Raw genomic sequence first — 21,970 nt, forward strand, 5'->3', positions numbered from 1 at the left:
GCCCAGCTCTCTACAACTTGGGCTGCCGTCGGCACCATTTTACCCTCCTGACGAGGAATTCGTCCATATTTCAAAAATCAAATCCTGTTCGCGCGTGAGCGTAAACTTTTAGTTGGGCAAATCCGGCAGATTGGAGCTTGAAACATGAGGGATATGCACCTCATGTCGCTCATAAAACGTCTCCTAACCTCGAAGGAGAACGTTTTTTAGCGACAAAAGGAGACAATAAATATGATCTGGTTTACCAGCGACACCCACTTCGGGCATGAGAACGTGCTGAAGTTCACCGACCGCCCGTGGGAGACGATTTGGCAGATGAACGACGCCATCGTCGACAACATCAACGGCAGGGTCGCCGCGGACGACGAACTCTACATCCTAGGGGATTTCTCATTCAAGATGACCGCCCAGGACGCCTACGGGCTGCGCGAGCGAATCGCCTGCAGGCGCATCCACCTCGTCCCGGGAAACCACGACAAGGACTGGACCCAGCCGGCGGTCGCGGGCGCCTTCACCGTGGAGCCGCCGATCTGCGTGCTCAAGATCGACGGGCAGAAGATCGTCCTGAGCCATTACCCCATGGCCGACTGGCAGGGCATGAGCCATGGATCGTGGCACCTCCACGGGCACATCCACAGCAGCGGCGGCGCGTACAACGAGTTCAACCGCAAGCAGGGCCTTCTGCGCTACGACGTCGGTTGCGATGCCAACGGGCACTCCCCGGTGAGCCTCGACGAGCTGAGGGAATGGTTCGCCGGAGTCGACGAGCCGTGCGGCCGGGTGAAATGGCCCTGGTGGGTCAACGAGACCGGCGACAGGCAGGTCGAGCGCGAGCTGGCGGCGTACAAGAGGGAAGAGGCGATCCGATGACGGTCTATGTGACGGGCGACATCCACGGTGGGCTCGACATGCAAAAGCTCCGCGACTGGGAGCTCGGCGACAGTCTTACCAGCGACGACTATCTCATCGTTGCCGGTGACTTTGGCTTTCCGTGGGGCTTCTCTGCCGAGGAATGCGCCGACATCGCCTGGCTGGAATCGCGCCCCTACACGGTACTGTTCGTCGACGGCAACCACGAGCGCTTCGACCACTGGGAGGAGCGCCCCATGGAGCCGTGGCACGGCGGGCTGACGCAGCGCCTGTCGGACACCTCGCCCATTCGGCGCCTGACGCGCGGCGAGGTCTTCGAGCTCGACGGTTCGACAATCTTCACCATGGGCGGTGCCACGAGCGTGGACAGGGAATACCGCGTGCCGTATTCCAGCTGGTGGCCTCAGGAGCTCCCGGACGAGCGCGAATTCGATGCCGCGCGGGCAAAGCTCGACGAGGTCGGCTGGAAGGTCGACTGCGTCATCACCCATACCTGCGCCACGCGCATGATCTCGCCGACGCTCTACCCGGACCCAGGCTGGGAACGCCCTGATGTGGACCGGCTGACCGGATTCCTCGACGAGCTCGAGGACCGCCTGGACTATAAGCGCTGGTATTACGGACATTTTCACCGAGACGGCAATCCGGACGAACGGCACACGGTGCTGTATGACCGGATCGTGAGGCTCGGGGACAAACTCCTGCCGTGGGGCGCGTACTGATGACGGTCTATGTGACAGGCGATGTCCACGGCAGGGCCGAGTATGGGGCCAGCAGATTCGCCTTCAAATCTTGGCCGCTGGGGCGCACGCTGACGCGCGATGACGTGGCGATCGTGGCCGGCGACTTCGGCTTTGTCTGGGACGGCTCGAATGCTGAGAGGTATTGGCTCGACTGGTTCGAGTCGAAGCCCTGGACCACGTGTTTCGTAGACGGCAACCATGAGAACCACCACGCCCTGGCAGAACTGCCGGTGCGGGAGTGGAGCGGCGGTCTCGTCCATGAGGTACGACCGCACGTGCTGCACCTCATGCGCGGAGGGGTATTCGACATCGCGGGAACCACGGTCCTTGCCATGGGCGGCGCCGCGAGCAACGACAGGCAGTATCGCAAGGAGGGGAGGAGCTGGTGGCCCGAGGAGATGCCGAGCGAGGAGGAGATGGACCACTGCCGCGCCTCGCTCAACCGCGTAGGCTGGAGGGCCGATTACGTGGTGACGCATGAGGCTCCTGCTGCCCTGGCCAGAGAGCTGTGCCGGGAGCGCGGACGTGAGTACCGTGGGGATCAGCTGCAAACCTTCCTGGGCGAGCTCGATGGGCGGCTCGACTACCGCGCTTGGTTCTTCGGGCACTACCACGGTGACGAGTGGCGTGACGACAGGCACCGTCTGGTCTATCGAGACATCGTGCCGATCGAAAGTGCTGCGCCCGGTTCTCAGTTCTAGAAACCCCCTAGAAATGCTCTAGGGGGTTTCTATAAAATTAGATGCTATGCGGCCTACTCGATCTTCATCTGGGTCATGACCTCGATCTTGGCCTCGGCCACGGCCGCACGCTGCTCGGAGGCGGCAAGGCGGTCCTTGAGGGCGGCGACCTCGGCCATCAGGTCGCGCTGGGCCAGGAGTGCGTCGTTCAACTCGGCTTGGGCTTTCAGCGCGGCGTCACGCTCGCCGCGCAGTCGCTCGATCTCATCGACCATGGCCACGGCCTCGGCATGGAGTTGGACGACCTGCCTGTCGAGTTCCCGAGCATCGGCGAGATATCTGACGCTCGCGGCATGGAGCTCGTTGTTCTCGAGCTCGAGGCTCGCGGTATCGAGTTCGAACTTCTCCTCTATAAAGGCGACCCGCTCATTGCAGTCGGCCTCAATCTTTTCATTCCGATCCGTCGCCTCGGCGAGCTTGCGGCTGAATTCATCCACCTGGGCCATGAGCAGTGCGTTCTCGGTCCTGAGGTCGGCAGTCTCGCGCAGCAGCTTCTCCCGCCATGTCGCCTCGATCCGCTCGGCAGCCTCATCGAGGACGGCCTTCACGCCGGATGTCTCGCTGATTTTCTTTTCGCTCGGATTGTCTGCCATGGTGCGGCACTCCAATCAACAACGGCATGGCTCCGCCATGCCATACGGCTGGGGACAATGCACGGCCGCTGTTGATTTGTAGTCATCCTGCGATCGGTGAGTTCTAAAAGGCGTCTCAAGTCATACGTTATGCGTTCACGCAGGGGGTTTCAGTTGGAGAAATACCGCACTCTTATATAGTAGCGCACTCGGATTTATCTTCTGACGCCCACCAATCCGCGTTCACGGAGGATGCGGTACAAAGTCGATTTCGATATACCGGTGGCAGCGCAGATGTCAGGGATGGGCGTTTCCCGCGCAAGGTAGAGTTTCACGGCAGCATCGGCCTTGACGTCCGCGATGCGCGGGCGGCCCCCGACGTTGCCACCATGGTTCCGTTTTACGGCGATGCCCTCGGCCTGGCGCTGCTTGATCAGGTCGCGCTCGAGCTCGGCGGTGCAGGCGTGAGTGCCGAGGACGAATCGACCGAAGGCGGTATCGAGGTCGACCGGCTGTTTCAAGGAAGTTAGCTTCACGCCGAGATTTCGGAACATAAGGTCGTAGTTCAGCAATTGCCTGGTCGATCTGGTTAGGCGCTCCCAGGACTCGACTACCACTTCATCGCCGGCCTTCATCTTCTTGAACAGACGCTTCTGCTGAGTTCGGTCGCCGTCCTTGGCACCCGTGACCTTGTCTTTGTAGATATGGCCATAGGGCACGCCGGCGTTGACCAACGCCTCGATTTGCCTATCTAGCTTCTGATCCTTCGTGCTCACGCGAGCGTATCCGTATCTGGTCATTTTCAGCCTCCTGCCTTGTCTTTTGATTTTCTCATGGGAATGCAAGTGTAGGTTTTGACACTGGGTTTTGGCACTCGCTGTTCACGGCATCGAGGGTTCGGTTTTCGAGTGCCGCGCGGCATACGTTTTGAGACGTTGAATATGAACAATAACAGAGGTGTACCAGTTAACTGGGGCAGTCGCAGGTTCGGTTAGAATTGATGCCACGGCGCATTCCGTGCGCGGGCGGCCGACGATTTGATCGGAGGTCACCATATGCTGAAATTCCTTAACGCGCTGGCCGCTCTCGCGACGGTCGGCACGTTCATCATCGCGTTTTTGAACTCGTATGAGGTTCGGATTAAGGTCCGTAGGCGTACGCGCGGAGCGGACGGTGGACGGCATTTGCGCCACAAGCGCAAATAAGAATGCCCGGGGGTCGGATCCCGGGCATTTAACTAAACCAGAAAACTAGGCCGCCCGCGCTCCTTGATGCTTACACGGGATGCGTCGTTTTCTGCTTTCATTTTATCCTCTTTAGGCGGATAAAACCACCGTACGCTTGGGTTCTCATGTGAGTTCATTCATCGTCCATGTGGCGTGAACGCAACAGCGGGAGCCGTTCGGGACGGCTCCTCCGACAGTCGAATGAATCGCCACTGCCGGGTCGATCTCCAAAAACATGCCACGGCTGTAAAATGAAGCAGGGTCGAAACGAAGCAGTTCCCGGGCAATTGGCGTCCGGCCAGACACTTCAGTTCGGCCCTTTCTCATGCGCATTTCTAGAAACTCCTAGTACAGATACAGGTCTGGACTAGGTCTACTCATCGCCCGCGACATGTATTCCGAAATGATTGCGAATCGCTTTTGATGCGGTGCCTGACGGCACCTATGATCCGCTCGCGAAGCTCGCTGACTTATATATCTCTTATTTACATCTTCAGCCACAACCGAAAAAATCCGGCGAGTCGTTGCCGAATTGTAGGGCTACAGCCAAGTGGGTTAGTCGCCCGGGGAGCGAAGCGACGCCGGCGCTGAGGGTTGACAGCTGGTACGCCTCGCGCTGATGACTTGCTGGTTGTAATAACTGATCGCGAGGTCTGACCGACTTGCTGGTCGGATTGTTAGGCGGTGGAGTATCCACAGAGCTTGGGCACAATCGTGGACCCTCCCTAAATCTTCGAAACCAGCATTGCAGCTGGGAAAACCTCACCCGCCCCTTGGCCTTTTGCTCGACGATCTCGCGGGACTCCGCATGGCTACGCCCATGCATCCGGACCGTTCGTTTTAACGCGCCGGCCGCCCGCACCGGCGCCCCCGTACATGGCGGGACCCGGGGTGGGGCTCAGAATCCGTCACGGCTGCATGCTCATCGTGATCCTCTTTGCTTGACGTTGCGGCTTATCACCGCGACACGTGTGTTGCCACACGGCTGTCCAACCAACTCCTGATCTTCGGCTGTTCGCCTACTTTCCTGCAGTTTTCCAGCAGGACAATCGCTCTGAATCCGGCACGCCGTCTCCGCCCAGAAGGGCCGAGGCGGCGCAGGGGTCACATGGAGGGCACTACCCCCGTCGAAGTCTCCGTAGAGACGGGACAATGAACCTGTACAGCTCAGTCTCCGATTATTCGAGCCCTTGGCTACCTTTTTGAACGGGTCTTAAACCCGTGCCGACCGGGAACGGCATATGTTCGCTCCCATAAACAATGGGAGCCGTGCGAGCCGGCTCCCATTTGCGTTTTCTAACTGTCATCCATAGCGTGACCTGCGGGTCCCTGCTATCATTGGATGTGTCAGGAGTGCTGTTTGCGTTTTTAGCACAACTGGCAAGTAGAAACGCGAGTTGGTAGCTCGCCTCTACACCGTGCGGAGGTGTTGGTCGCACCCGAGCACAATCTTGATGGTATCACGCCCGCCCGTCTTTTCGGCGGGCGGGTTGCCATTTTTTTATGCCTCTACCTGCGGAAACTATAGTATACCTCAGTAACTCATGCCTCACCGCCCTGCCGGGGCATGAGCACTTTACTCCGCCCCGACAGGCAGTTCAAAGCTAGCGAGGCGTGTCGCCGCGAGCGTAATCGCCGGCGATCGACGACGCGATCGTCCATCTGCCGCGATGCGGAGCTTCCGCCATGTGCTTGGCCTGCGGCGCGAACGCGGTCGTCGCCGGCATCGGGAACGGCGCCGGCGTAACGATTGCGAATCTCCCTTGCGTAACCGCGACGCGCAAGGAGCTCGTCGCGAACCGCGGGATCTTCGAGCTACTTCACTTCAAACCTTAAGAGCCTTCGCTCCGGCAGATCGGTCATCTTCATCGTGTAAGTCCCGGGAAATGCCTTCTCAAAACGAACGGTCTCGTAACCTTCGAAATAGTCGTTGGTGTTTTGCATCATGAATGGGACGAGCAACTCGTTCTCCGCCCCAACCTGTACAGCAAACGCAGCAGAACCGCCCAGGGCCGGCATTGCCTGCGTTATCAGATCGGTATTGACCACAAAGTCATAGTTTGGCGCAGACTCCGGCACCAAATGCCAAGCATACGTTTTGATTCCGCCTTCGACATTGTCCTTATTCCTGACACGCATCTTTACGGCGATAACACATGTGGTGTCGGCGTCCTTCAATTTCGTTTTCGTATCCACGATGCCATATTTTGAATAATCATCATGCGCACGCTTGAGATACTCGCGCGGCGTGAGCAGCTCCGCCCCGTCTATGCAAAACGAATACCCGTCAGTCGCCACATCCTTCGACCCCAGAAACGCCCCATCCATCGAGAGCCATTCGCCCTCCGCATAGTATTTCTCAGGAATGACCGTCCGGTTCCCGTTAACGACGCTCACCCTCATGCCCGCAAGGCCAGTAACAGCACAGCCGAAAAGCGCGAGCGCCGACCTTCTCGTCCACAGGGTCTTCTTCATCGCGCTCACGACCTTTCCCGAACGTTCACAACGGCACCGTCGCGCATGCAGTAAACCCGATCGGCCAGCTCCTCGAGCACCTCTCCGTCATGGCTGGACAGAATAACCTCGCGACCCGCTGATGCCGCCATCGCCACAACGCGCTTGAGCATTCCAACGCCCGCTTCGTCGAGGGCATTTGTTGGCTCATCGAGAACAAGTAGCTTCGGCTTTTCCATAATTGCCGCAGCTATTCCCAGACGTTGCTTCATCCCAAGCGAGTATGCTCGGAACTTCTTTTTTTCGTCTGCATCGAGTCCCACGAGCCGCAGGGCAGAGTGAATGTCCTCGGGGGTGGCAACGCCCTTGATCTGGGCGATGAGCTCCAGATTATCGTAGCCAGACAGATATCCTAAAAAGGAAGGCGCCTCGATCAACATCCCCAGACTCGGCGGGAACGAGATGTCCGCCCCAAGCCTTTGGCCATCGATAGAGATTTCGCCTTCGGTAGGCTTGATCAATCCGCAGACCGCTCGCATGAGCATGGTCTTACCCGAACCGTTTATCCCCTGAAGCCCGACCACGGTCCCAGGGTCAACCTCGATGGACACGTTGCGCAGGACATCGTTTTTGCCCATGCGCTTCGATACGTCCCTAACGATCACGCTCATATCTTGTCCCCCTTTTCTATAAGGTCGGCCCTTCGAAACCACAGTCCACCCAACGATAGGCATAACGACATAATCACAATTGAAAACAAGACGCTCGAGCCCGTCGCGATTCCCTCTTTGACAATTCCGCCCCAGCGCAACAGCATCAGGGCATTTCCCAGCAGCACCCAATGCCGCGCAAATGCCGAACAGATCAGGGAGCTCATTAAAACCACAAACGAGACCGACGACCCAAGCACAAACCCGACCGCTGCCTGCGCAAACGCAAGCGCCTCGAAAGCAAGAAAGAGTCCTACGAAAAACGGCAGCGCATCCGCCTCGGCAGCTTTGAGAAACCACGGCGCCAAATTAGCCAGCTGAAGCGACTCGCCATGAATGACCGCGCTGAACGAGGAGCTCACCACCAAGCTCCAAATCACAACAGAGCAAACCACCACGAGCAGCGAAAATGCCGTTACCGCCGCCACCAAGATAAAACGCGAGACCCACCAAAGGATTCTTGCCCGACATCGAACAAGCGCTTGCAAACCAAACCCGTGCAACGATTCGGTCGGATAATCGAGTGTTGTATAGAGAATAAGCAGAATGAGAAAAAGCCATCCTAGCGGAGGCACAAACATGACCCCGGGCCTAGGCTCAAACGGAGCAGATCCGGCAAACACGAGCGCAAGATTATCCGCAAACCCCAAGGTATCCGTCCTGACCCCATACATAGAAGACAATCCGTAGGCGTATACCAAGTTCGCAACGGTCACTGCCGCGATCGCAATATAAGTAATGATGTTCTTCTTCAAAACGGTCCTCAGGTCCGCGGCGATCAGCCTAAACAGCATCAGACCACCTCGCGCCTTTTTAAGAATCTCGCGGAAACCAAAGAAAAGACGAGCAACAAAGTGATTTCCGCAAACCCCGCTCGAATGTCGGGCCAGTTATTTAGCGATTCCGACCTGATGCTGTTAAGAATGTTGCAGTTAAAGCCAACGCATGAAAGGACGCTAAAAATCCAATCGTTAACAAAGTGCCATGCAACCATAATCAGATATGGAACGACCATCGCCTTGATTCTGCTGCGAAACACAACCGACAGACCGGTCACGGCCATGGATAGAACCCCCAGCGCCACCGCATCGAACAGCGTATAAACCAGCACGTATAACAGAGGCCGGGAATAAAACAAACCAGAAAAATAGCTATGCAGATAGAGCCCAACATAAATCGATTCATCGACCCGGGGGAGATACGCGGGAAACAGCATGGAGACAATCAGAAAGTTCACGAGTAGCGGAATAGCCGTGACCGCAAACGCAGAGAGGAAAGCAGACAGCATCTTCACGTTCACGTACGCATTTCTAGAAACACGCGTGCAGATCTGTGCCTCGTAACCGCTCAAACGCTCGGACAGGCATGACCACGACCCGGCCAACATGGCAAGCAACGGCAGCGCATAGAAAAACACCGACGCTAACAACGGCGCGTTCGCGCCCACAACAATCCAGTTACCAAAGCTACTTTCACGCGTTTGGCCGAGGTATGTCTGAGACTGCAGACCAATGCCGTAGCCAAAAGATAGCAGCTGCTTGCGCTCAATCTCGAGCGTCCACCATGCCTCAATGGCAGCCGCCATCGAAATTGCAGTTCCAACCATAAGGGTCAACGCAAATATAGGATTGCCAAATATCTTGGACAACTCGTGCCGAATTAGTTTTTTATTCAACCGACATCACCCTCCCATCGGCCGGGCCGAGCAACAACGCTCGACCCGGCCCTAATCACAACAAGAAGCTGCGGATTGGCTAGGAGGGAAGTTTGTTAAAATGGCCCAAGCAATCGGGGCTCCACCTTCCATAGACCGTGCCGTATCCGGACTCGGCCCAGGCAGTCAGACGAGCATGGCTGCGCCCATTCTCGCGAACGAGGTTATACATCTCCCATTCGCCCGCGTGGTTGGCGCGATACACGCCTTGCGTGCAATTCATAGTGCCCGTTCCTCTATTGTCATAGGCGCCGTCCACGTACAAACGTAACGGCCTTCCTGAATAGCCTTGGATCAAAGTGTAAACTGAAGATGAATCTTCTTTCTGGCGATAGCCGGTTGCGCTCGTGCCAGAACATTGAAAAGCGAAATTTCTATCTTCGTTGTTCTTGCATGTGGCAATTCCGGCATCCGCGCTCTGCGAAATGCTAGAAACCTGGGAAGTGTCAAACTCATCTTGAGCAAATGATGCGGCAGGTGCGCCCATCGACAAACCCGCAACAATCGCCAACCCGACTCCGATTCGGGCAATAATGCTCCTTGGCTTAATCATGGCCTTCTCCAATCAAAAGCGGTTAACAATGCGTCGACGCACGGCAACTTTTGCATGAATGGAGAAAGATGTCTGTAAACACCCGCTATTGAGTTGATTGCTCAGGCGTTTACACGTTATCTACCTGCGATAACAATGAAATAAGCTCCGCTTTATTCTTGATCCTCAACTGGCGGTAAGATGCAGACCGCAATGCTTGCACCGTAGATGCAGCGTAACCGACATCCTCCGCAATAGCCTTTGTCGTTGCGCCCTCTGCCGTCATCAGCAAGATTTGCGACTGAACATCAGAAAGGGAGCGAGACATAAGCAGGGCCAGCTGGCGCACGCGGGCTGTTTCGGTGGACCCGTTCGCGCGGTACCCCAAGACGGCCTTCTCGTCCTCAACCGAGCGGGCGAGCGCGATGTGCGTGACGAACATGGGCGCAGACCAGCAGACGACCACCGTTGCCACGACGACATTGACAGCCGAACTATGCCCCAACAACGACGCGAGGAACAACGGCTTGAAAACCGTCAGATCCTGCACCATGTTGAGCAAGACAACCCAAACAGGAGCCATCGCCCCAAAGCAGAGCATCCATACCCCAAGCATTTTGCGCTGCGGACAGCTTCGCAGCACTATATACGTGAGCAGCATCCCCGTCAGTACCGCAAGTCCATGAATTCGCCCCCTAGTTGCTGCATAGATTAAAGCGAATACACCTATTAACGCCAACGGCACGATAGCCCGAGTATGGGCATGAACCTTAAACGGGCGCAGCTTAACAGCGAGCGAAGCCATAGACGCTATGCCGCAAAACAGGACCGGTGCAGCCATCAACGGATCGCGTATGCACCTCCATGCCGCGATATAGACAAAAGCCCATTCCACGGCAGACAGTATCGCCCACACGCACGGGCTTCCGAGCCCAATCGCTTCGCCTGCCCTATCCAGATCAGCGTCATGATTTGTCTTTACAACCGCGCAATACGGCGAAAGAAACAGTCCGAGGCCCAATGTATAGCTTGCAAGAGAAAAGGCGACTGCCCGCGTAACGCTGGATTCCCAATCGCTATTCGCCATTACCAAGGGACCTGCCGCAAGGAAAATAAAAAAAGATGTGGGCAGATATCGAAGCAGCCGGTGCGTCCGAGCTAATGCCAACATATCGCCGGCATGCCGCTGCGACAGCTCAGACTCTACAGCTTCGCCCCCACCCGCAAACAGCGCCACCAGCTCACGCGAGCCCGCAACCGACGCCTTCCCGTATGCTCGGTGAAGCGTGGTCCGCACCGTCGATGGCTTCGTATCCGTCTCCCTGGCAATTTCCGCCGGCGTTTTCCCTTTGAGCAACAATCGAACAAACTGCTCTTCTCGAGGCGACAGAGAGGGAGAAAACGCTCCCGCATCGAATGGGTCGGACGTGCGGGGGATATCCGAATCGTTGTTCCGCTTCTTCCTGAGCAACGCACATACGAAGGCGGCAATAGCGGACCCTATCGTCAGCGACGCAATGATTGCGGCATCGTTTGCGAAGTATGCCACCTCAACAGCGGGAACAAGGCCAATGGGAACTGCTACGAGCACAGAACGGGCGAACACGTCGCTCTCTCCCCGACCAAAGGCGCGGGGAGAGCAAAGCAGCGGGACCGCAGCCAATACGAGATAGACCAGAGGAATTAAAAGCATAAGGCCAATTGATGCGGCCATTACAGAGGGCATCCCCCATGGCTCGGGAACGACTCTCCATGAAACTCGACAGCAAAACAGCAGGCAAGACAGGACAACTATTGTTTCTGCAAAAAGCGCGCTCTGCGGTCGGCGGGTCCCCCTTTCGCCGTCCCGCGCTGCCCCCCGTATCAAAGGAGAGCCCGCCGTATTCCAAATTACATATGAGAGGAGCAGCGACCCAGTGAAGCACAAGGTACACGAAACGCCATGCAACAGCCAGATTGGTGCAAACGCGATTGGAATAGAATCTCCGCGAGCATAGAAGGCCAAGTCGACCCATTCGGGAACCACCGCAATAGCAGCAAGGAAAGCACCGAAGACGCCAAGGCGACCCGGCCGTCTTATTTCTCTCCCCTTGCGGAGCGCAACACCATGACCAAACGCCGCGAGGCATGCGCCAAGGATAACGAGCCAGGTCATTGCACCTGATGCCAAGCCGATCGAAGATGAAAACCGGTGATAAGGGGTAACCGCCATTACGACAAGCGCAATGGTAAAAGCAGATGTGGCAGAGCAGCGGGAAAAGAGCATATGACCTCCATAGAGCGGCATTATACAGCTCGGTTTGTTCATCCCTCTTCGCTCCCACACCGGCCAGCATCAACGATTCACGCATACTCCAATCAGAACCAGATAACGGTCCAATTTTTCCGCAGTCCCCGCTCCAAAGCGGGATACGGTTTCCTTTTGAGGGCCGATTGAGAAAACGCATCCCGTTTTAGGCCGAAAACTGGGACGCGCGGGCAGGAGCTATGCAAAGATAGCGGCTGTTGGCCTTGCGATCGGTCTTGCACTGGCGCTGTGCGCATCATTCGCGACGTATAGGTCCGAGCAGTCGTTTATCGATGGCGCTGAGAACGGTTTTGGCATAGACGTAATCCTGTCCTGGGTTCAGGAGCACCTTGACGGATGCGAGGACCCGCGGCGCGCATCGAATGGAAAACAGCTTCAGGGCACCGATTCCGGTTGGCGTTGGCGCGTTGGTGTCTACCGCATCCTGGCAAGGATCGAGGACGGGAAAGCCGTCATCGAGGTCGTAAGGGTCGGCCACCGCCAGGGTGTCTACAAGAGCATGCCGCGGCTATGAGCACCCCAAAGTGCCGCCACGCAGGTCAAGGCCGAAAAAACGACCTCACCAGATGCGTTTTAAGGCGCCTGAAAGCAGATGCCCCCAACGGGTATCCAGGCATTCCTTTTCTGGGCTGTATTTGCGATTACATCAAGCCGTCTACCTGCGGCTTCGTGGAGTTTGCCGCCGCCCGAAAAAATCGTGTCTGCGCGGTGCGATACAGTGGGATAAACGCCCCGCGAGGAAAGGAACAGCCATGAGCGACACACAGGAAATCGTTCAACGACTCGAACGCGAGATGGCGGACCGAGCCGCCGCAGTTGAGAAGGTTGATGCTTTTAAGAACCAGCTCGCACAGGCCATCAAGGCCTTCATGGCCGCCGACGAGTCAGTTCGCGGCCTCAACGACCACGACAGCATCGTTGACGCCCAAATCGCAACCGTCATCGACGAGCATCTTCGTGCCATCGATAGGCTGTGCCGTTTCGGCATCGACGGTGGATTCGGCGAGGAGCATCCCGTTAAGGAGTACTAGACCGCTGCATGGCCATGGAAGTAAAGTAAAAGAGGGCCGAACCAAGCAGTTCCCGGACAATTGGCGTCCGGCCAGACACTTCGGTTCGACCCTTTTCGATTTTGCGGAGTAGTTATAGCTGAACGTCCTCAGATATATGAAATCATTCCCTTCCTTTTCCGAAAACGTTTTTTGAAATACTGGAATTAACCAAACGAGTAATTGCACTCAATTGCAAAACTGATCCAGCTGCGTTCCGACTTAAAGATTTCTGTTGTCAGGTTCATCTGCCAAATAATCGCTTGGAATATAGTCGACGTGATAACGCTTCTCTAATTTCTCGATGAACCGGTCGACCTTTCGAGCATTTTGATAAACCTTTTCAAGCGTTCGGAAAACAGCTTTCTCGTTGTACGCGGGAAGCCCTTGGGCGTTCACAAAATACATCAGCTGATTGAGGTTTGTTCCTTCCTTCAATAACTCATGATGGAGTTTTTCAACTTCCGCGATGTCAAAATTGAATGATTCGATCTTTCCGTAAATTGCGCTGCGGCGAACCAGTTCGCTTGCAGAAATGCCGAGCGCCGCTGCACGCTGCTCAATTGCCTTTTTTTCTGGAGCAGTGAGCATTACTTGGAACGGAATACTCCTTTTTTCAGAAATCGGCTCGCCACGTTCATCGGTTTTACGCGATGCCTGTGCTCTCCTGTAATCCTCCTGTTGCTTATGGAGGGCCTTTTTCTTCCAATCAAGAACTTGCATTTCGTCATCGAGATCATCAAGTGAGATTTCCCGATGAATCAGTACGGATCGAATCAACTCAGCTTCCGTACAACCAGCTTGTTCGCAAAGTTGTTGATAGATCTCTTTCTCTTCAGGAGAAACGCGAGCCTTTACGAATTCATTTCGTGCCATTTTTCTACTTTCTCCGGAGTGGCCTCCGGAAAAGTAAGCAAGAAACTGAGGATTGGCATCCGTCACCTCTTGCTATGGTTGCCTAATTTTTTAAAAAGAGTGAAACCAACCCGCAAAAAGCGTGCTGCAGTTCACCCTTTCCCTTTTCTCCGTGACAGGAGAAAAGCAAGATTCGTATATCATGATAACAGGGACTACGGGCCCGGTTATCATGATATACGTACATCTTGCAATCTCCGGAACGGTGATTGGGCGAAACGCAGTGTAGACGTGGAATGAGAGGCCTCATTCCAAGCGAGAGGCCTCGCGGCGTCGTAACTGTGTGAAGACCGTGAGCGAAAGCGAACTTTTAACGCGAAGGATGCTGAGTGTTAGAAGTTCGCTGTAGCGAGAGCGGAGCGGAAATGCGAATGCGAGGGATGCCGAGTGTTTGCATTTTTGCGAAGCGGGTTTGCGGCGCCTGCGACGCAAACATTCGACTTCGTCGAATCGTTTTCATGGCATTTGCGAAAAAGTTGAGACAGCTTTCAACAATTTCAATGGCGCAGAGAGTCATTAGTGTGACTCGCAGCGCTGTTGGATTTGTCGAAAGCTGACGCGGCTCGCATTACGAATCGAATGGCGAGTCGATTTTCATGCGGCGTGCACACACGCCTACGATCGCGACCGATGGTCGCTATCTATTTTCAAAACTCGCGTTTTGTTTTGACGCGATATGAAATGCGATATGAAAAAACGAAACGCCCGCGCGAGTCGTTTTGACTTTTGCGCGGGCGCGATTCGATTCAAATGAAAATCAAGACGGTGAGTTTTTGAGTTTCGCGCTTCAGATCTCAGAAAACAGATTTAAAAACTGCAACGTCGATTCCAACTGTCACCAATCAACCGATGCAGTCGCAATCGACTTACCAGCCCCGGTCCATGGGCGGAGCCCTGGCAAGCGCCGTGCCGTCCGGGCCGACGGCAGATTTGTACATACATTTACGATGGAGGTACAAGTCTGCGTCTCTTGCGAGATTTTTCATCTCACAGCACATTTCACGGCAAACCATCGCCGCGCTTAGATCGCCTCGGTGTCCGGTGGCTGTCCGGTAGCGAACCTTTTACCGAGACGCACCGGAGACATTGCATAACCGTGTCATGCCGCAACAATGTAAAAGCGTGACTGCTGAACTGTGTAATAACGCAATAACGTAACAACGTTATTGCGTCACTTTTTAACGCCGCCAAGGGCGCCGGGTTTTTAGGGCAGAGCCCTAGTGCGCCGCCGGGCTTTGTACGGCGGCGCACGACACTTGCGGAAAATTTTCAGGCGCGATTAGTTCAATGTTCAATTGTTCTGCTATTCCACAGTCACGTTGTTCTGTTATTTCGATTTGCCGTAATCGCGTTATTGCACAGCTACGCTACTACGTAGTTACGTTATGGCACAGTTGCGTTGTGTCATAGTTCGGTTCCGCAAGAGTCGTACACCGCCGTACAAAACTGCGTTTCGCCCGGCGGCGTGCGATTTAGGGCTCTGCCCTAAAACCCGGCACACGGCAAAACGAAATAACAGAACTATGTAATAACGACATTACGTAAATACGGCATTACTGAAAAAGTGAATACCGTTGACACTCCCCGTAGTTGCAACCAGGGGTTTTACGACGGTTTTGATAATCTATGTGGTCAATATGATGCCGTTGAACCCGCATATCGATACCGCCCAGCCATTCGCCTCGCCCCCGTCTCACGCATCTTCATCCGGTCTGTCATTATTAATCTAACGATGCCTTGAGAAATGTGGGTGCTTCCAAATGTACTGTCGACTTCTTCTCAAACTAATCCTAAGAGACAGGGCCGTATGGATCTCTACGCTCGTTCTCGCCGCAGCCTTCTCCATCCCCATTGCGTTCAATTCACCCATCTACGGGCCCTTCTTTATGAAGCAGGGCATGCAGGGCTTTGTCGACGCATTCAATACGCGCGCGCCCCAGGCCAGCGGCACAGACCTATCGCCAGAGCAGCAAGATGACGCTGAGCTTGCAAGATACGCGAACGCCGCCCTCGCCGCTCAAACCGACGCCGCCTTTCTCGATTCTGCCGAGAGCTACTACGCGCTCATGGACGAGGGCTTCCAATCCGGGTCCATCGTGGGAGACCGAGAGACCAATGACGCGGCGCTCGCATATTGCCGCGCCCTGAGCAGCTCCGGCATCACGGATATCCCGGCCTCCGCAAACGACCTGCCATTCCTTTCCTTCCTGCCTTACGCCATTGCCGCGGCGCCGTCTTTCCTTCCCTTCATCCCCTTCCTTCTCTCGTCGATACTCCTGCTCGGCGCCACAAGGCCTGCGACCCTGGCGGCAAAGGCGCCCGCACCCAAATTCCGGCGCCTTATCCAGATCGTGTTTTCGATAATCGTCGCGGGGACCGCGATGCTCCTCGCCGGCCTCGCACCCGGGAGCATTTGCGCCTTGGCCCTAAACGGCTTCGGGCAGATCGGGTACCCGATCGCCTTCTTCCATGACGGCGCGCTTGCCACCACGACCGCGGGAAACGTCTTCACGACCCTGCTTCTCGCGCTGCTTGCGGGCGGAACCTTGATATCCGTCTGCTCCGCCGTCCTATCGACCGCAACGAGGCGCGTCCTCGCGGGCCCCCTTACCTCCGCGCTGCTTGTCGCGGCCCCGGCATTCCCGTTACTGTCCGATTCGGCACTAGGGCATAATGCCGCGCTCGGGCTCCTGCCGCTGGCCGTGTTCTCGCCTATCGAGGCAACGGGTTACGTAGGATGCTTCCCGACAGAATTCATTGGCTCCGGTTCAGGCAGCGCATCTATGCTTGCCGTGGCCCTGGCATACGTCGCGGTCTTTTTTGCGGTCGGCGCCGTTGCGACACGTTCGCCCAAACAGCCTGGACCCGCGAAAAAGCACCATGGGCTCGAGCTCCTGGACGCGAGCGTGGGATACGGAAGCACGACGATACTTTCAATCGGGTCGCTTTTCTTGAGCCCGGGAACGGCGGCGGGCCTCGTTGCTCCCAACGGCTCGGGGAAAACCACCCTTCTTGAAGCGCTGTCGGGCCAATTTCCCACCCGCATCCGCTCGGGAAGCCTGGCGGCAGACGGAATCTGCCAACGTCGATCAGCCGAATTTGCAGAACTCGTCTACCTGAGCTCTTCGGGCAGCGCGGATCTCTACCCCACGCTATCGGCCATCGAGCACCTTGCTTTCGTTAGGGAGGCGTGGAAATCGGCCGCCGACATCGACTCGCTCTGCGACTCCCTCGGAATCTCCCCATATCTCGACAAGCCGGCCCGTAAACTCTCGACGGGAATGAAGCAGCAGGTAAAGCTTGCCATGGCGATATCGACCGATTGCCCGTACCTTATCCTCGATGAACCGCTGAACGGCCTCGATCCGGGAAAGCGGAAAACCTCCTGCGACGCGATGCGCAGCGAGGTGGCGCGGGGACGAAGCGTGCTCATTTCAAGCCATCTGCTCGACGACCTGGCAGACCTCACCGACTCGTTCTACTTCATCGAGGCCGGCACGCTCGTGGAAAAGACCGAGTCGTCCTCGCAGACGCTCAAGCAGGAATACCTCGATACATACGAGGGAGGTGAATGACATGATAGGCAAGAGCTATGCAAAGATAGCGATTGTTGGCTTTGTACTTTGTCTTGCAATGGTGCTATGTGCATCATTTGCGAGGTATAGGTCCGAGCAGTCGTTCATCGATGGCGCTGAAAATGGGTTTGGCATAGACGGGATGTATGTCAACGATGGCGCGACCAGGCCGTCTATGGCGATTCTTGCAGGCGAAGACATGGAATGGCAAATCTGTAATGACGACGGCTCTTGTCTGAGTGGTCGTTTGGCCGCAACGAGCGACCCGAATTCGTTCGATCTTCTCGACAATGATGGAGCGGATTGCGGTTCAGTTCACCTTTCATATGCATCGCGAGATGGGATGGACGGCATTCTCTACGTCTCCCACGATACTGGCGATTTCAAGATGCGTAGGACTAACCGAGTGCCGGCTTTTATCGAGGAGTGAGAGTTCCCGGCGGCCTGCCGATCAGGACGCCGGGGTATCGAATCCCGCATTCATCCGTACACACACGGACGAATTCGGAAAGCAACCGTGGTATTCCTACAGGAATCGAATCCGCGAGGTCGTTGTCCTGGATACCTGGGATCCAGAGAGCGGTAGATACCTGTTCGACGGTCTGACCCAATCGACCTATCGAAACTCGATACATCGGATTGCACGACCCTGGAGGGCATGTTCAGGGGCTGCTCAAGCGTCACGGAGCTTTTTGATCTCGACCGTCTGGACACCTCGAACGTCGAGAACACGTCCTACATGTTCCTCAACTGCCTGACGTTCAAGGCCGTCAGCATCTTGGGATGGGAGGCGTCCGGAATCACAGACGTCGACCAGATGCTCAGTGGCTGCTCTACCTACATCCTCGCAACCGAGGAGCAGCGCGAGTTCCTGAACAAAATCACCGGCTCCACGCAGCACGGAATCTGGATCCGTAACCTTTCGTAGCCCAGATCAAAATACCGGTTGTTTCCAGAAATCCTCTAGGAGGCGTCTAGATAGAGGATTTCTGGAAATGCAAATAACAATAATTTAGATTCCGAGCGTATCGACCGGAGCAACAACGATGCCTTCGCTAGTTACGTGAGCCGGCATACCAAACCCGATGACGATGAGTTTCGCCGCAGGCGGCCTCTCCCCGCGATCGACCAGCTTTCGCTCAAGTCGAAGCAGATTTTCCACTGCCTCTGGGACTTGGGGGCTCCCGAGCTTAACCTCAACGGCAACCCACGAGCCGTCACGACGATGGACAATCGCGTCGACCTCTAGGTCGTCAGCGTCGTGGTAGTGAGATACGGTCGCATCGCTGGCCGCCGCGTAAACCTTGAGATCGTGCAGCACAAGGGATTCGAAGAGCAAGCCAAGGGTCTTCGGATCGGATGACAACGACTCCGGATCCGCACCGATGAGGGCGACGGCGAGCGATGAGTCTGCAAGGTGCCGCTTCGCGCCCTGCCGCAACTTCACCGGCGACCTGAGAGCCGGATGCCACGCGGGGACATCGTCGACGATATTGATACGGCGCAGCGCGTCCATGTAGCCGGTAATCGTATTCTTTGAGACGTCAACACCCAAATCCCTTTCGATGGACCTCATGCCGGCAAGAGTCGATTCATTGCGTGCAAGCGACGAGAGCAAGGCCCTTACCTTAACCGGGTCGCGTTTCACTCCATCCGCCCTCGAAACGTCAGACTCGCAAACACCGTCAATATAGGCGGCGGCTATCCGCATTGCGTCAGCAGTTGTCTTACCGACCGCTTGGGGCCAACCGCCGCGGCAGAGCAAATCCGCGATACCGGCGATACCGGCGATGGATCCGAGTGACGCCGCAACGGAATCGCCATCGAGCAGCGCACCAAGCGAGACCGTTCCCGACGAAATACCGAGCTCGAAAAGCGTCATGGTATCCATCCGCAAACGGGCGATTCGACCCACACCGCTGTGCATCGGCTGGTTCTCGGCTCGCGGCGTCGCAGATCCGGTGAGAATGAACTGTCCTGGCTCCCCTCCCCTGACATCGCATTCGAATCGCACGGCATCCCATAGCTTCGGTTCTTCCTGCCATTCGTCGACAAGCCTCGGGGTCGGTCCGACAATTGCTTGGGCCGGATCGAGACGAGCGAGCTGGAGGGCCGCAAAACCGCCAGATGGATCGGAGAGAGATAACGATGACTCGGCAAATCTCTGAGCTGTCGTTGTCTTTCCACACCATTTCGGCCCCTGAATGAGCACTGCACCAAAAATGCCAAGGTCGCGCTCGACTAAGCAGTCAACACAACGTCTTATATACCTATCCATCGGCTTTCCCTCCAATCATTCATTTGAAATTATAGCGTCTATCTGCGTCGTTGGGACAAATAACGATTACTTATTGGGACGATTGACGGTAATTTATTGGGACGATTGACGATAGCTCGTTGGGACGATTTCCATTTTCTTAAGGCACTAATCAACGAGATCCACTGTGAACTATGAGACGGATAAATTTAGCTGACGCCTCTCATGAGTTCAGCAATGCTGATTTGAAATTTAAATTCGCAACCTACCTTATGATTCATCGAGATGGTAGAAGCTTTGAAGATATTTTTGAAATACGTCGCGATCGTGATGCATTTGCCGTTGCAGAAAGCTATACGGCAACTCTAGATCAAGCTGGGGTATATTATGCGGTTTCTTGTTTCGAAATCGACCGGCTGGCAATAGTTCGTCGAGAAGAAAGAGCGCAGGATGTCCTATTCTATCGATACCCTGTTCAGAAGCTTTATCAGCTCTTCATTGAGACTATGAACATTTCAGGCTTCGAATCAGTGGCGAACACCCCGACAAAAATAGCCGTTAGGAGTGTCAAATGAACAAGAATGCCACTGCGCAGTTGCACGTCTATTCCGCCTTTTTCGTTCTCGCGGGATTTGTTTTAAATCGGGGAGTTTTTCTACTTTTCCTTGCGGAGAAAGGAATGTCTGTCACGGAAATCGCGCTTTATCAAGCTCTGTTTAACATTGCAACGGTCGTCCTCGAGCTGCCAACAGGGCTGGTAGGCGATTTCTTTGGAAAGAAGTTCTCGATTCAAGTGGGCGTGCTGCTGCTTTTCTTCCATACGGCTGGCATGCTGCTGCTCTCAGGCCCCTTTCTCGTCGCGCTTTCCCTTGTTGAGGCACTCGCCTACTCCCTTCAATCGGGATCCGAACAAGCGCTTTTATATGAAATTGCCCGGAATGCCGGTCAAGGAGAGCGCTTCCTCACCATCAACGCTCGGCTGCTTGCCGCGCAATCAATCGCTACGGGAATGGCAATTGTGCTCGGATCTTTCATTGCCCAAGTATCTTGGAGCGCCCTCTACGTATGTGTCTCCGTTTTCTATCTCCTGCAGCTTTTCCTTCTGTATCCCATTGAGAGGACGGAAGCGACCCGTTCTGAAAGCTCTGAAAAGGGAAGGTCTGACGCAGCCAAGATGTTCAGACGCGAAACCTGGCGTGTTGGAGAATCCGCTTTTGCGGTATTGCTTCTTCTAATCGGCACAAGCATGCTCGATGGGTTCTATGGGAGTTATTACAACTTGAATCAGCTGGTATTCGACGCATTTGATGCTCCCGTCTCCATAATAGGAATCTTTTTCGGTGCATCCTATGCAGTAAATGCGACGGCCTACATTGCAGCAGATTTCTTCTCATCGCGTTTCGGGAAAAGAAATACCATGCTCGGCTCGATGCTAATCGAGGCTGGCCTTTTCATGATTCTTCCGTGGTTCGCTTCAAATCCGCTGTGTTTGTTTGGCCTTAGCATGGTGCTTTGTTTTCTCCCAGAAGTGGTGTACATCACTTCGGAAAACTTAATCCAAGACGCGATAGCGGACGATCTCCGCGCGACGATCCTTTCCGTCGCGTCTCTGGTAAGGGCTCTCTTTTCCGCAATGTTTTTCTCCATATTTGGACATGTGTTGGGGTTATATCCCATTCAGATAGCGCTCGGTATTATTGGTGCAATCGCGATAGCAATTACCGCCGTTGTTTCATTAAAAATGGTAGGAATACAGGTCTCCAAGAATTGATATATCGATTGACGAGCTAGCGCGATCGATACATCTATTTATATATCTATCCATCTGTATGACTCCCATGTCAGCCTATAACAAGCATTCCATCAGCACTATGGTGACGATTGACGGTAATCTGTGGTGACGTTTTCTATTTTCATAGCAGCGTGATCGGCGAGATGAACTATGAGACGGATAAATTTAGCTGACGCCTCTCATGAGTTCAGCAATGCTGATTTGAAATCCGTCGGCAATCTTCTTGAGATTTGAGAGGCTGACATTACGCCGCCCGACTTCAATGCTCGCGTAGTAGGAACGATCCATTTCAATCAAATTGGCGAACTGCTCCTGGCTGCACCCGAGTCCAGCGCGGAGCTCTTTGCATCTCATGCCGAATGATTTCTGAAGCGTCTTCGTATCCATGACAAAAAGAGTCATGGATTGTTGTATAAAAGCCAACGGACTATATACAACAATCCCAGTTAAGGCGCATAATTATCTCTATTGGAAAGCACTCTGATGCCCAGTCGGATAGGGCACGGAAAAGGA

20 protein-coding genes are annotated in these 21,970 nt (G+C 55.1%); 9 read left to right on the forward strand and 11 right to left on the reverse strand.

Translation table 11 applies throughout. The features are described from left to right. Positions 1-231 precede the first annotated feature (231 nt). The 3 genes from AB5767_RS08495 to AB5767_RS08505 are packed head-to-tail and all read left to right on the forward strand — an operon-like array spanning position 232 to position 2,314. Positions 232-870 (forward strand): hypothetical protein, encoded by a 639-nt coding sequence (locus tag AB5767_RS08495; RefSeq protein WP_368132638.1) that lies wholly within the window; start codon positions 232-234, stop codon positions 868-870. Then, the gene (locus AB5767_RS08500; protein ID WP_368132903.1) at positions 867-1,592 is read left to right on the forward strand and encodes a metallophosphoesterase family protein; all 726 of its coding nucleotides are present in this window, start codon (positions 867-869) and stop codon (positions 1,590-1,592) included. Before AB5767_RS08495 ends, AB5767_RS08500 begins: the two co-directional genes overlap by 4 nt. After that, the gene (locus AB5767_RS08505; protein ID WP_368132904.1) at positions 1,592-2,314 is read left to right on the forward strand and encodes a metallophosphoesterase family protein; all 723 of its coding nucleotides are present in this window, start codon (positions 1,592-1,594) and stop codon (positions 2,312-2,314) included. Before AB5767_RS08500 ends, AB5767_RS08505 begins: the two co-directional genes overlap by 1 nt. A 53-nt stretch (positions 2,315-2,367) precedes the next feature. On the opposite strand, the gene AB5767_RS08510 is transcribed toward AB5767_RS08505, so the two are convergent. The 8 genes from AB5767_RS08510 to AB5767_RS08545 form a co-directional block, all read right to left on the reverse strand. Then, positions 2,368-2,946: a hypothetical protein gene (locus AB5767_RS08510; protein ID WP_346979684.1), complete on the reverse strand. Its 579-nt coding sequence runs from the start codon at positions 2,944-2,946 to the stop codon at positions 2,368-2,370. Positions 2,947-3,140: 194 nt separating this feature from the next. Next, positions 3,141-3,725, reverse strand: coding sequence for a recombinase family protein (locus tag AB5767_RS08515; protein WP_226791018.1), 585 nt, complete (start codon positions 3,723-3,725; stop codon positions 3,141-3,143). A 2,241-nt stretch (positions 3,726-5,966) separates the two neighbouring features. Then, a complete protein-coding gene (locus AB5767_RS08520) occupies positions 5,967-6,626 on the reverse strand; it encodes a DUF5028 domain-containing protein (protein ID WP_368132341.1) in 660 nt (219 codons plus the stop codon). 5 nt (positions 6,627-6,631) lie between these two features. After that, a complete protein-coding gene (locus tag AB5767_RS08525; protein WP_368132342.1) occupies positions 6,632-7,276 on the reverse strand; it encodes an ATP-binding cassette domain-containing protein in 645 nt (214 codons plus the stop codon). Continuing rightward, a complete protein-coding gene (locus AB5767_RS08530) occupies positions 7,273-8,070 on the reverse strand; it encodes a DUF2705 family protein (protein ID WP_368132343.1) in 798 nt (265 codons plus the stop codon). Before AB5767_RS08530 ends, AB5767_RS08525 begins: the two co-directional genes overlap by 4 nt. 38 nt (positions 8,071-8,108) lie before the next feature. After that, positions 8,109-8,900, reverse strand: a complete 792-nt coding sequence (locus AB5767_RS08535; RefSeq protein WP_368132344.1) for a hypothetical protein — start codon at positions 8,898-8,900, stop codon at positions 8,109-8,111. Positions 8,901-9,069: 169 nt separating this feature from the next. After that, a complete protein-coding gene (locus tag AB5767_RS08540) occupies positions 9,070-9,582 on the reverse strand; it encodes a DUF2712 domain-containing protein (protein WP_156327733.1) in 513 nt (170 codons plus the stop codon). A 109-nt stretch (positions 9,583-9,691) separates the two neighbouring features. After that, positions 9,692-11,275, reverse strand: coding sequence for a LuxR C-terminal-related transcriptional regulator (locus tag AB5767_RS08545; RefSeq protein ID WP_368132345.1), 1,584 nt, complete (start codon positions 11,273-11,275; stop codon positions 9,692-9,694). Between the two features lie 901 nt (positions 11,276-12,176). On the opposite strand from AB5767_RS08545, the gene AB5767_RS08550 reads away from it, so the two are divergent. Both AB5767_RS08550 and AB5767_RS08555 read left to right on the forward strand, forming a co-directional pair. Beyond that, positions 12,177-12,383, forward strand: a complete 207-nt coding sequence (locus AB5767_RS08550; RefSeq protein WP_368132350.1) for a type II toxin-antitoxin system RelE family toxin — start codon at positions 12,177-12,179, stop codon at positions 12,381-12,383. A gap of 238 nt (positions 12,384-12,621) precedes the next feature. Continuing rightward, positions 12,622-12,900: a hypothetical protein gene (locus tag AB5767_RS08555; protein WP_368132346.1), complete on the forward strand. Its 279-nt coding sequence runs from the start codon at positions 12,622-12,624 to the stop codon at positions 12,898-12,900. 240 nt (positions 12,901-13,140) lie between these two features. Here AB5767_RS08555 and AB5767_RS08560 read toward each other — a convergent pair whose 3' ends face one another. Next, positions 13,141-13,794, reverse strand: a complete 654-nt coding sequence (locus AB5767_RS08560) for a plasmid mobilization protein (RefSeq protein ID WP_368132347.1) — start codon at positions 13,792-13,794, stop codon at positions 13,141-13,143. Between the two features lie 1,799 nt (positions 13,795-15,593). On the opposite strand from AB5767_RS08560, the gene AB5767_RS08565 reads away from it, so the two are divergent. The 3 genes from AB5767_RS08565 (at position 15,594) to AB5767_RS08575 (ending at position 18,336) form a co-directional block, all read left to right on the forward strand. Next, positions 15,594-17,408 carry an ABC transporter ATP-binding protein gene (locus AB5767_RS08565; RefSeq protein WP_368132348.1) on the forward strand — a complete coding sequence of 605 codons (1,815 nt, stop codon included), beginning with the start codon at positions 15,594-15,596 and terminating at the stop codon, positions 17,406-17,408. Between the two features lies 1 nt (position 17,409). Continuing rightward, complete coding sequence (locus AB5767_RS08570) at positions 17,410-17,838, forward strand: hypothetical protein (protein WP_349111080.1); 429 nt, start codon at positions 17,410-17,412, stop codon at positions 17,836-17,838. Between the two features lie 180 nt (positions 17,839-18,018). Further along, positions 18,019-18,336 (forward strand): BspA family leucine-rich repeat surface protein, encoded by a 318-nt coding sequence (locus AB5767_RS08575; RefSeq protein WP_368132351.1) that lies wholly within the window; start codon positions 18,019-18,021, stop codon positions 18,334-18,336. Positions 18,337-18,420: 84 nt separating this feature from the next. Here AB5767_RS08575 and AB5767_RS08580 read toward each other — a convergent pair whose 3' ends face one another. Beyond that, complete coding sequence (locus tag AB5767_RS08580; protein ID WP_368132907.1) at positions 18,421-19,686, reverse strand: ATP-binding protein; 1,266 nt, start codon at positions 19,684-19,686, stop codon at positions 18,421-18,423. A 550-nt stretch (positions 19,687-20,236) separates the two neighbouring features. Here AB5767_RS08580 and AB5767_RS08585 point away from each other — a divergent pair. After that, positions 20,237-21,436, forward strand: a complete 1,200-nt coding sequence (locus AB5767_RS08585) for an MFS transporter (RefSeq protein ID WP_368132587.1) — start codon at positions 20,237-20,239, stop codon at positions 21,434-21,436. A gap of 186 nt (positions 21,437-21,622) precedes the next feature. Here the strand turns inward: AB5767_RS08585 and AB5767_RS08590 are convergent, their stop codons facing one another. Then, a complete protein-coding gene (locus tag AB5767_RS08590) occupies positions 21,623-21,844 on the reverse strand; it encodes a helix-turn-helix domain-containing protein (protein ID WP_205215037.1) in 222 nt (73 codons plus the stop codon). Positions 21,845-21,970 lie beyond the last annotated feature (126 nt).

Source organism: Collinsella aerofaciens (assembly GCF_040926265.1).
Lineage (GTDB): Bacteria > Actinomycetota > Coriobacteriia > Coriobacteriales > Coriobacteriaceae > Collinsella > Collinsella aerofaciens_BB.

Bases quoted from the DNA above. Each gene is read 5' to 3' on its own strand.
- AB5767_RS08560 (WP_368132347.1), bottom strand. From the start codon at position 13,794: ATGGCACGAAATGAATTCGTAAAGGCTCGCGTTTCTCCTGAAGAGAAA.
- AB5767_RS08565 (WP_368132348.1), top strand. From the start codon at position 15,594: ATGTACTGTCGACTTCTTCTCAAACTAATCCTAAGAGACAGGGCCGTA.
- AB5767_RS08590 (WP_205215037.1), bottom strand. From the start codon at position 21,844: ATGGATACGAAGACGCTTCAGAAATCATTCGGCATGAGATGCAAAGAG.
- AB5767_RS08580 (WP_368132907.1), bottom strand. From the start codon at position 19,686: ATGGATAGGTATATAAGACGTTGTGTTGACTGCTTAGTCGAGCGCGAC.
- AB5767_RS08555 (WP_368132346.1), top strand. From the start codon at position 12,622: ATGAGCGACACACAGGAAATCGTTCAACGACTCGAACGCGAGATGGCG.
- AB5767_RS08585 (WP_368132587.1), top strand. From the start codon at position 20,237: ATGAACAAGAATGCCACTGCGCAGTTGCACGTCTATTCCGCCTTTTTC.
- AB5767_RS08540 (WP_156327733.1), bottom strand. From the start codon at position 9,582: ATGATTAAGCCAAGGAGCATTATTGCCCGAATCGGAGTCGGGTTGGCG.
- AB5767_RS08515 (WP_226791018.1), bottom strand. From the start codon at position 3,725: ATGACCAGATACGGATACGCTCGCGTGAGCACGAAGGATCAGAAGCTA.
- AB5767_RS08505 (WP_368132904.1), top strand. From the start codon at position 1,592: ATGACGGTCTATGTGACAGGCGATGTCCACGGCAGGGCCGAGTATGGG.
- AB5767_RS08495 (WP_368132638.1), top strand. From the start codon at position 232: ATGATCTGGTTTACCAGCGACACCCACTTCGGGCATGAGAACGTGCTG.
- AB5767_RS08520 (WP_368132341.1), bottom strand. From the start codon at position 6,626: ATGAAGAAGACCCTGTGGACGAGAAGGTCGGCGCTCGCGCTTTTCGGC.
- AB5767_RS08525 (WP_368132342.1), bottom strand. From the start codon at position 7,276: ATGAGCGTGATCGTTAGGGACGTATCGAAGCGCATGGGCAAAAACGAT.
- AB5767_RS08535 (WP_368132344.1), bottom strand. From the start codon at position 8,900: ATGGCGGCTGCCATTGAGGCATGGTGGACGCTCGAGATTGAGCGCAAG.
- AB5767_RS08570 (WP_349111080.1), top strand. From the start codon at position 17,410: ATGATAGGCAAGAGCTATGCAAAGATAGCGATTGTTGGCTTTGTACTT.
- AB5767_RS08510 (WP_346979684.1), bottom strand. From the start codon at position 2,946: ATGGCAGACAATCCGAGCGAAAAGAAAATCAGCGAGACATCCGGCGTG.
- AB5767_RS08545 (WP_368132345.1), bottom strand. From the start codon at position 11,275: ATGGCCGCATCAATTGGCCTTATGCTTTTAATTCCTCTGGTCTATCTC.
- AB5767_RS08500 (WP_368132903.1), top strand. From the start codon at position 867: ATGACGGTCTATGTGACGGGCGACATCCACGGTGGGCTCGACATGCAA.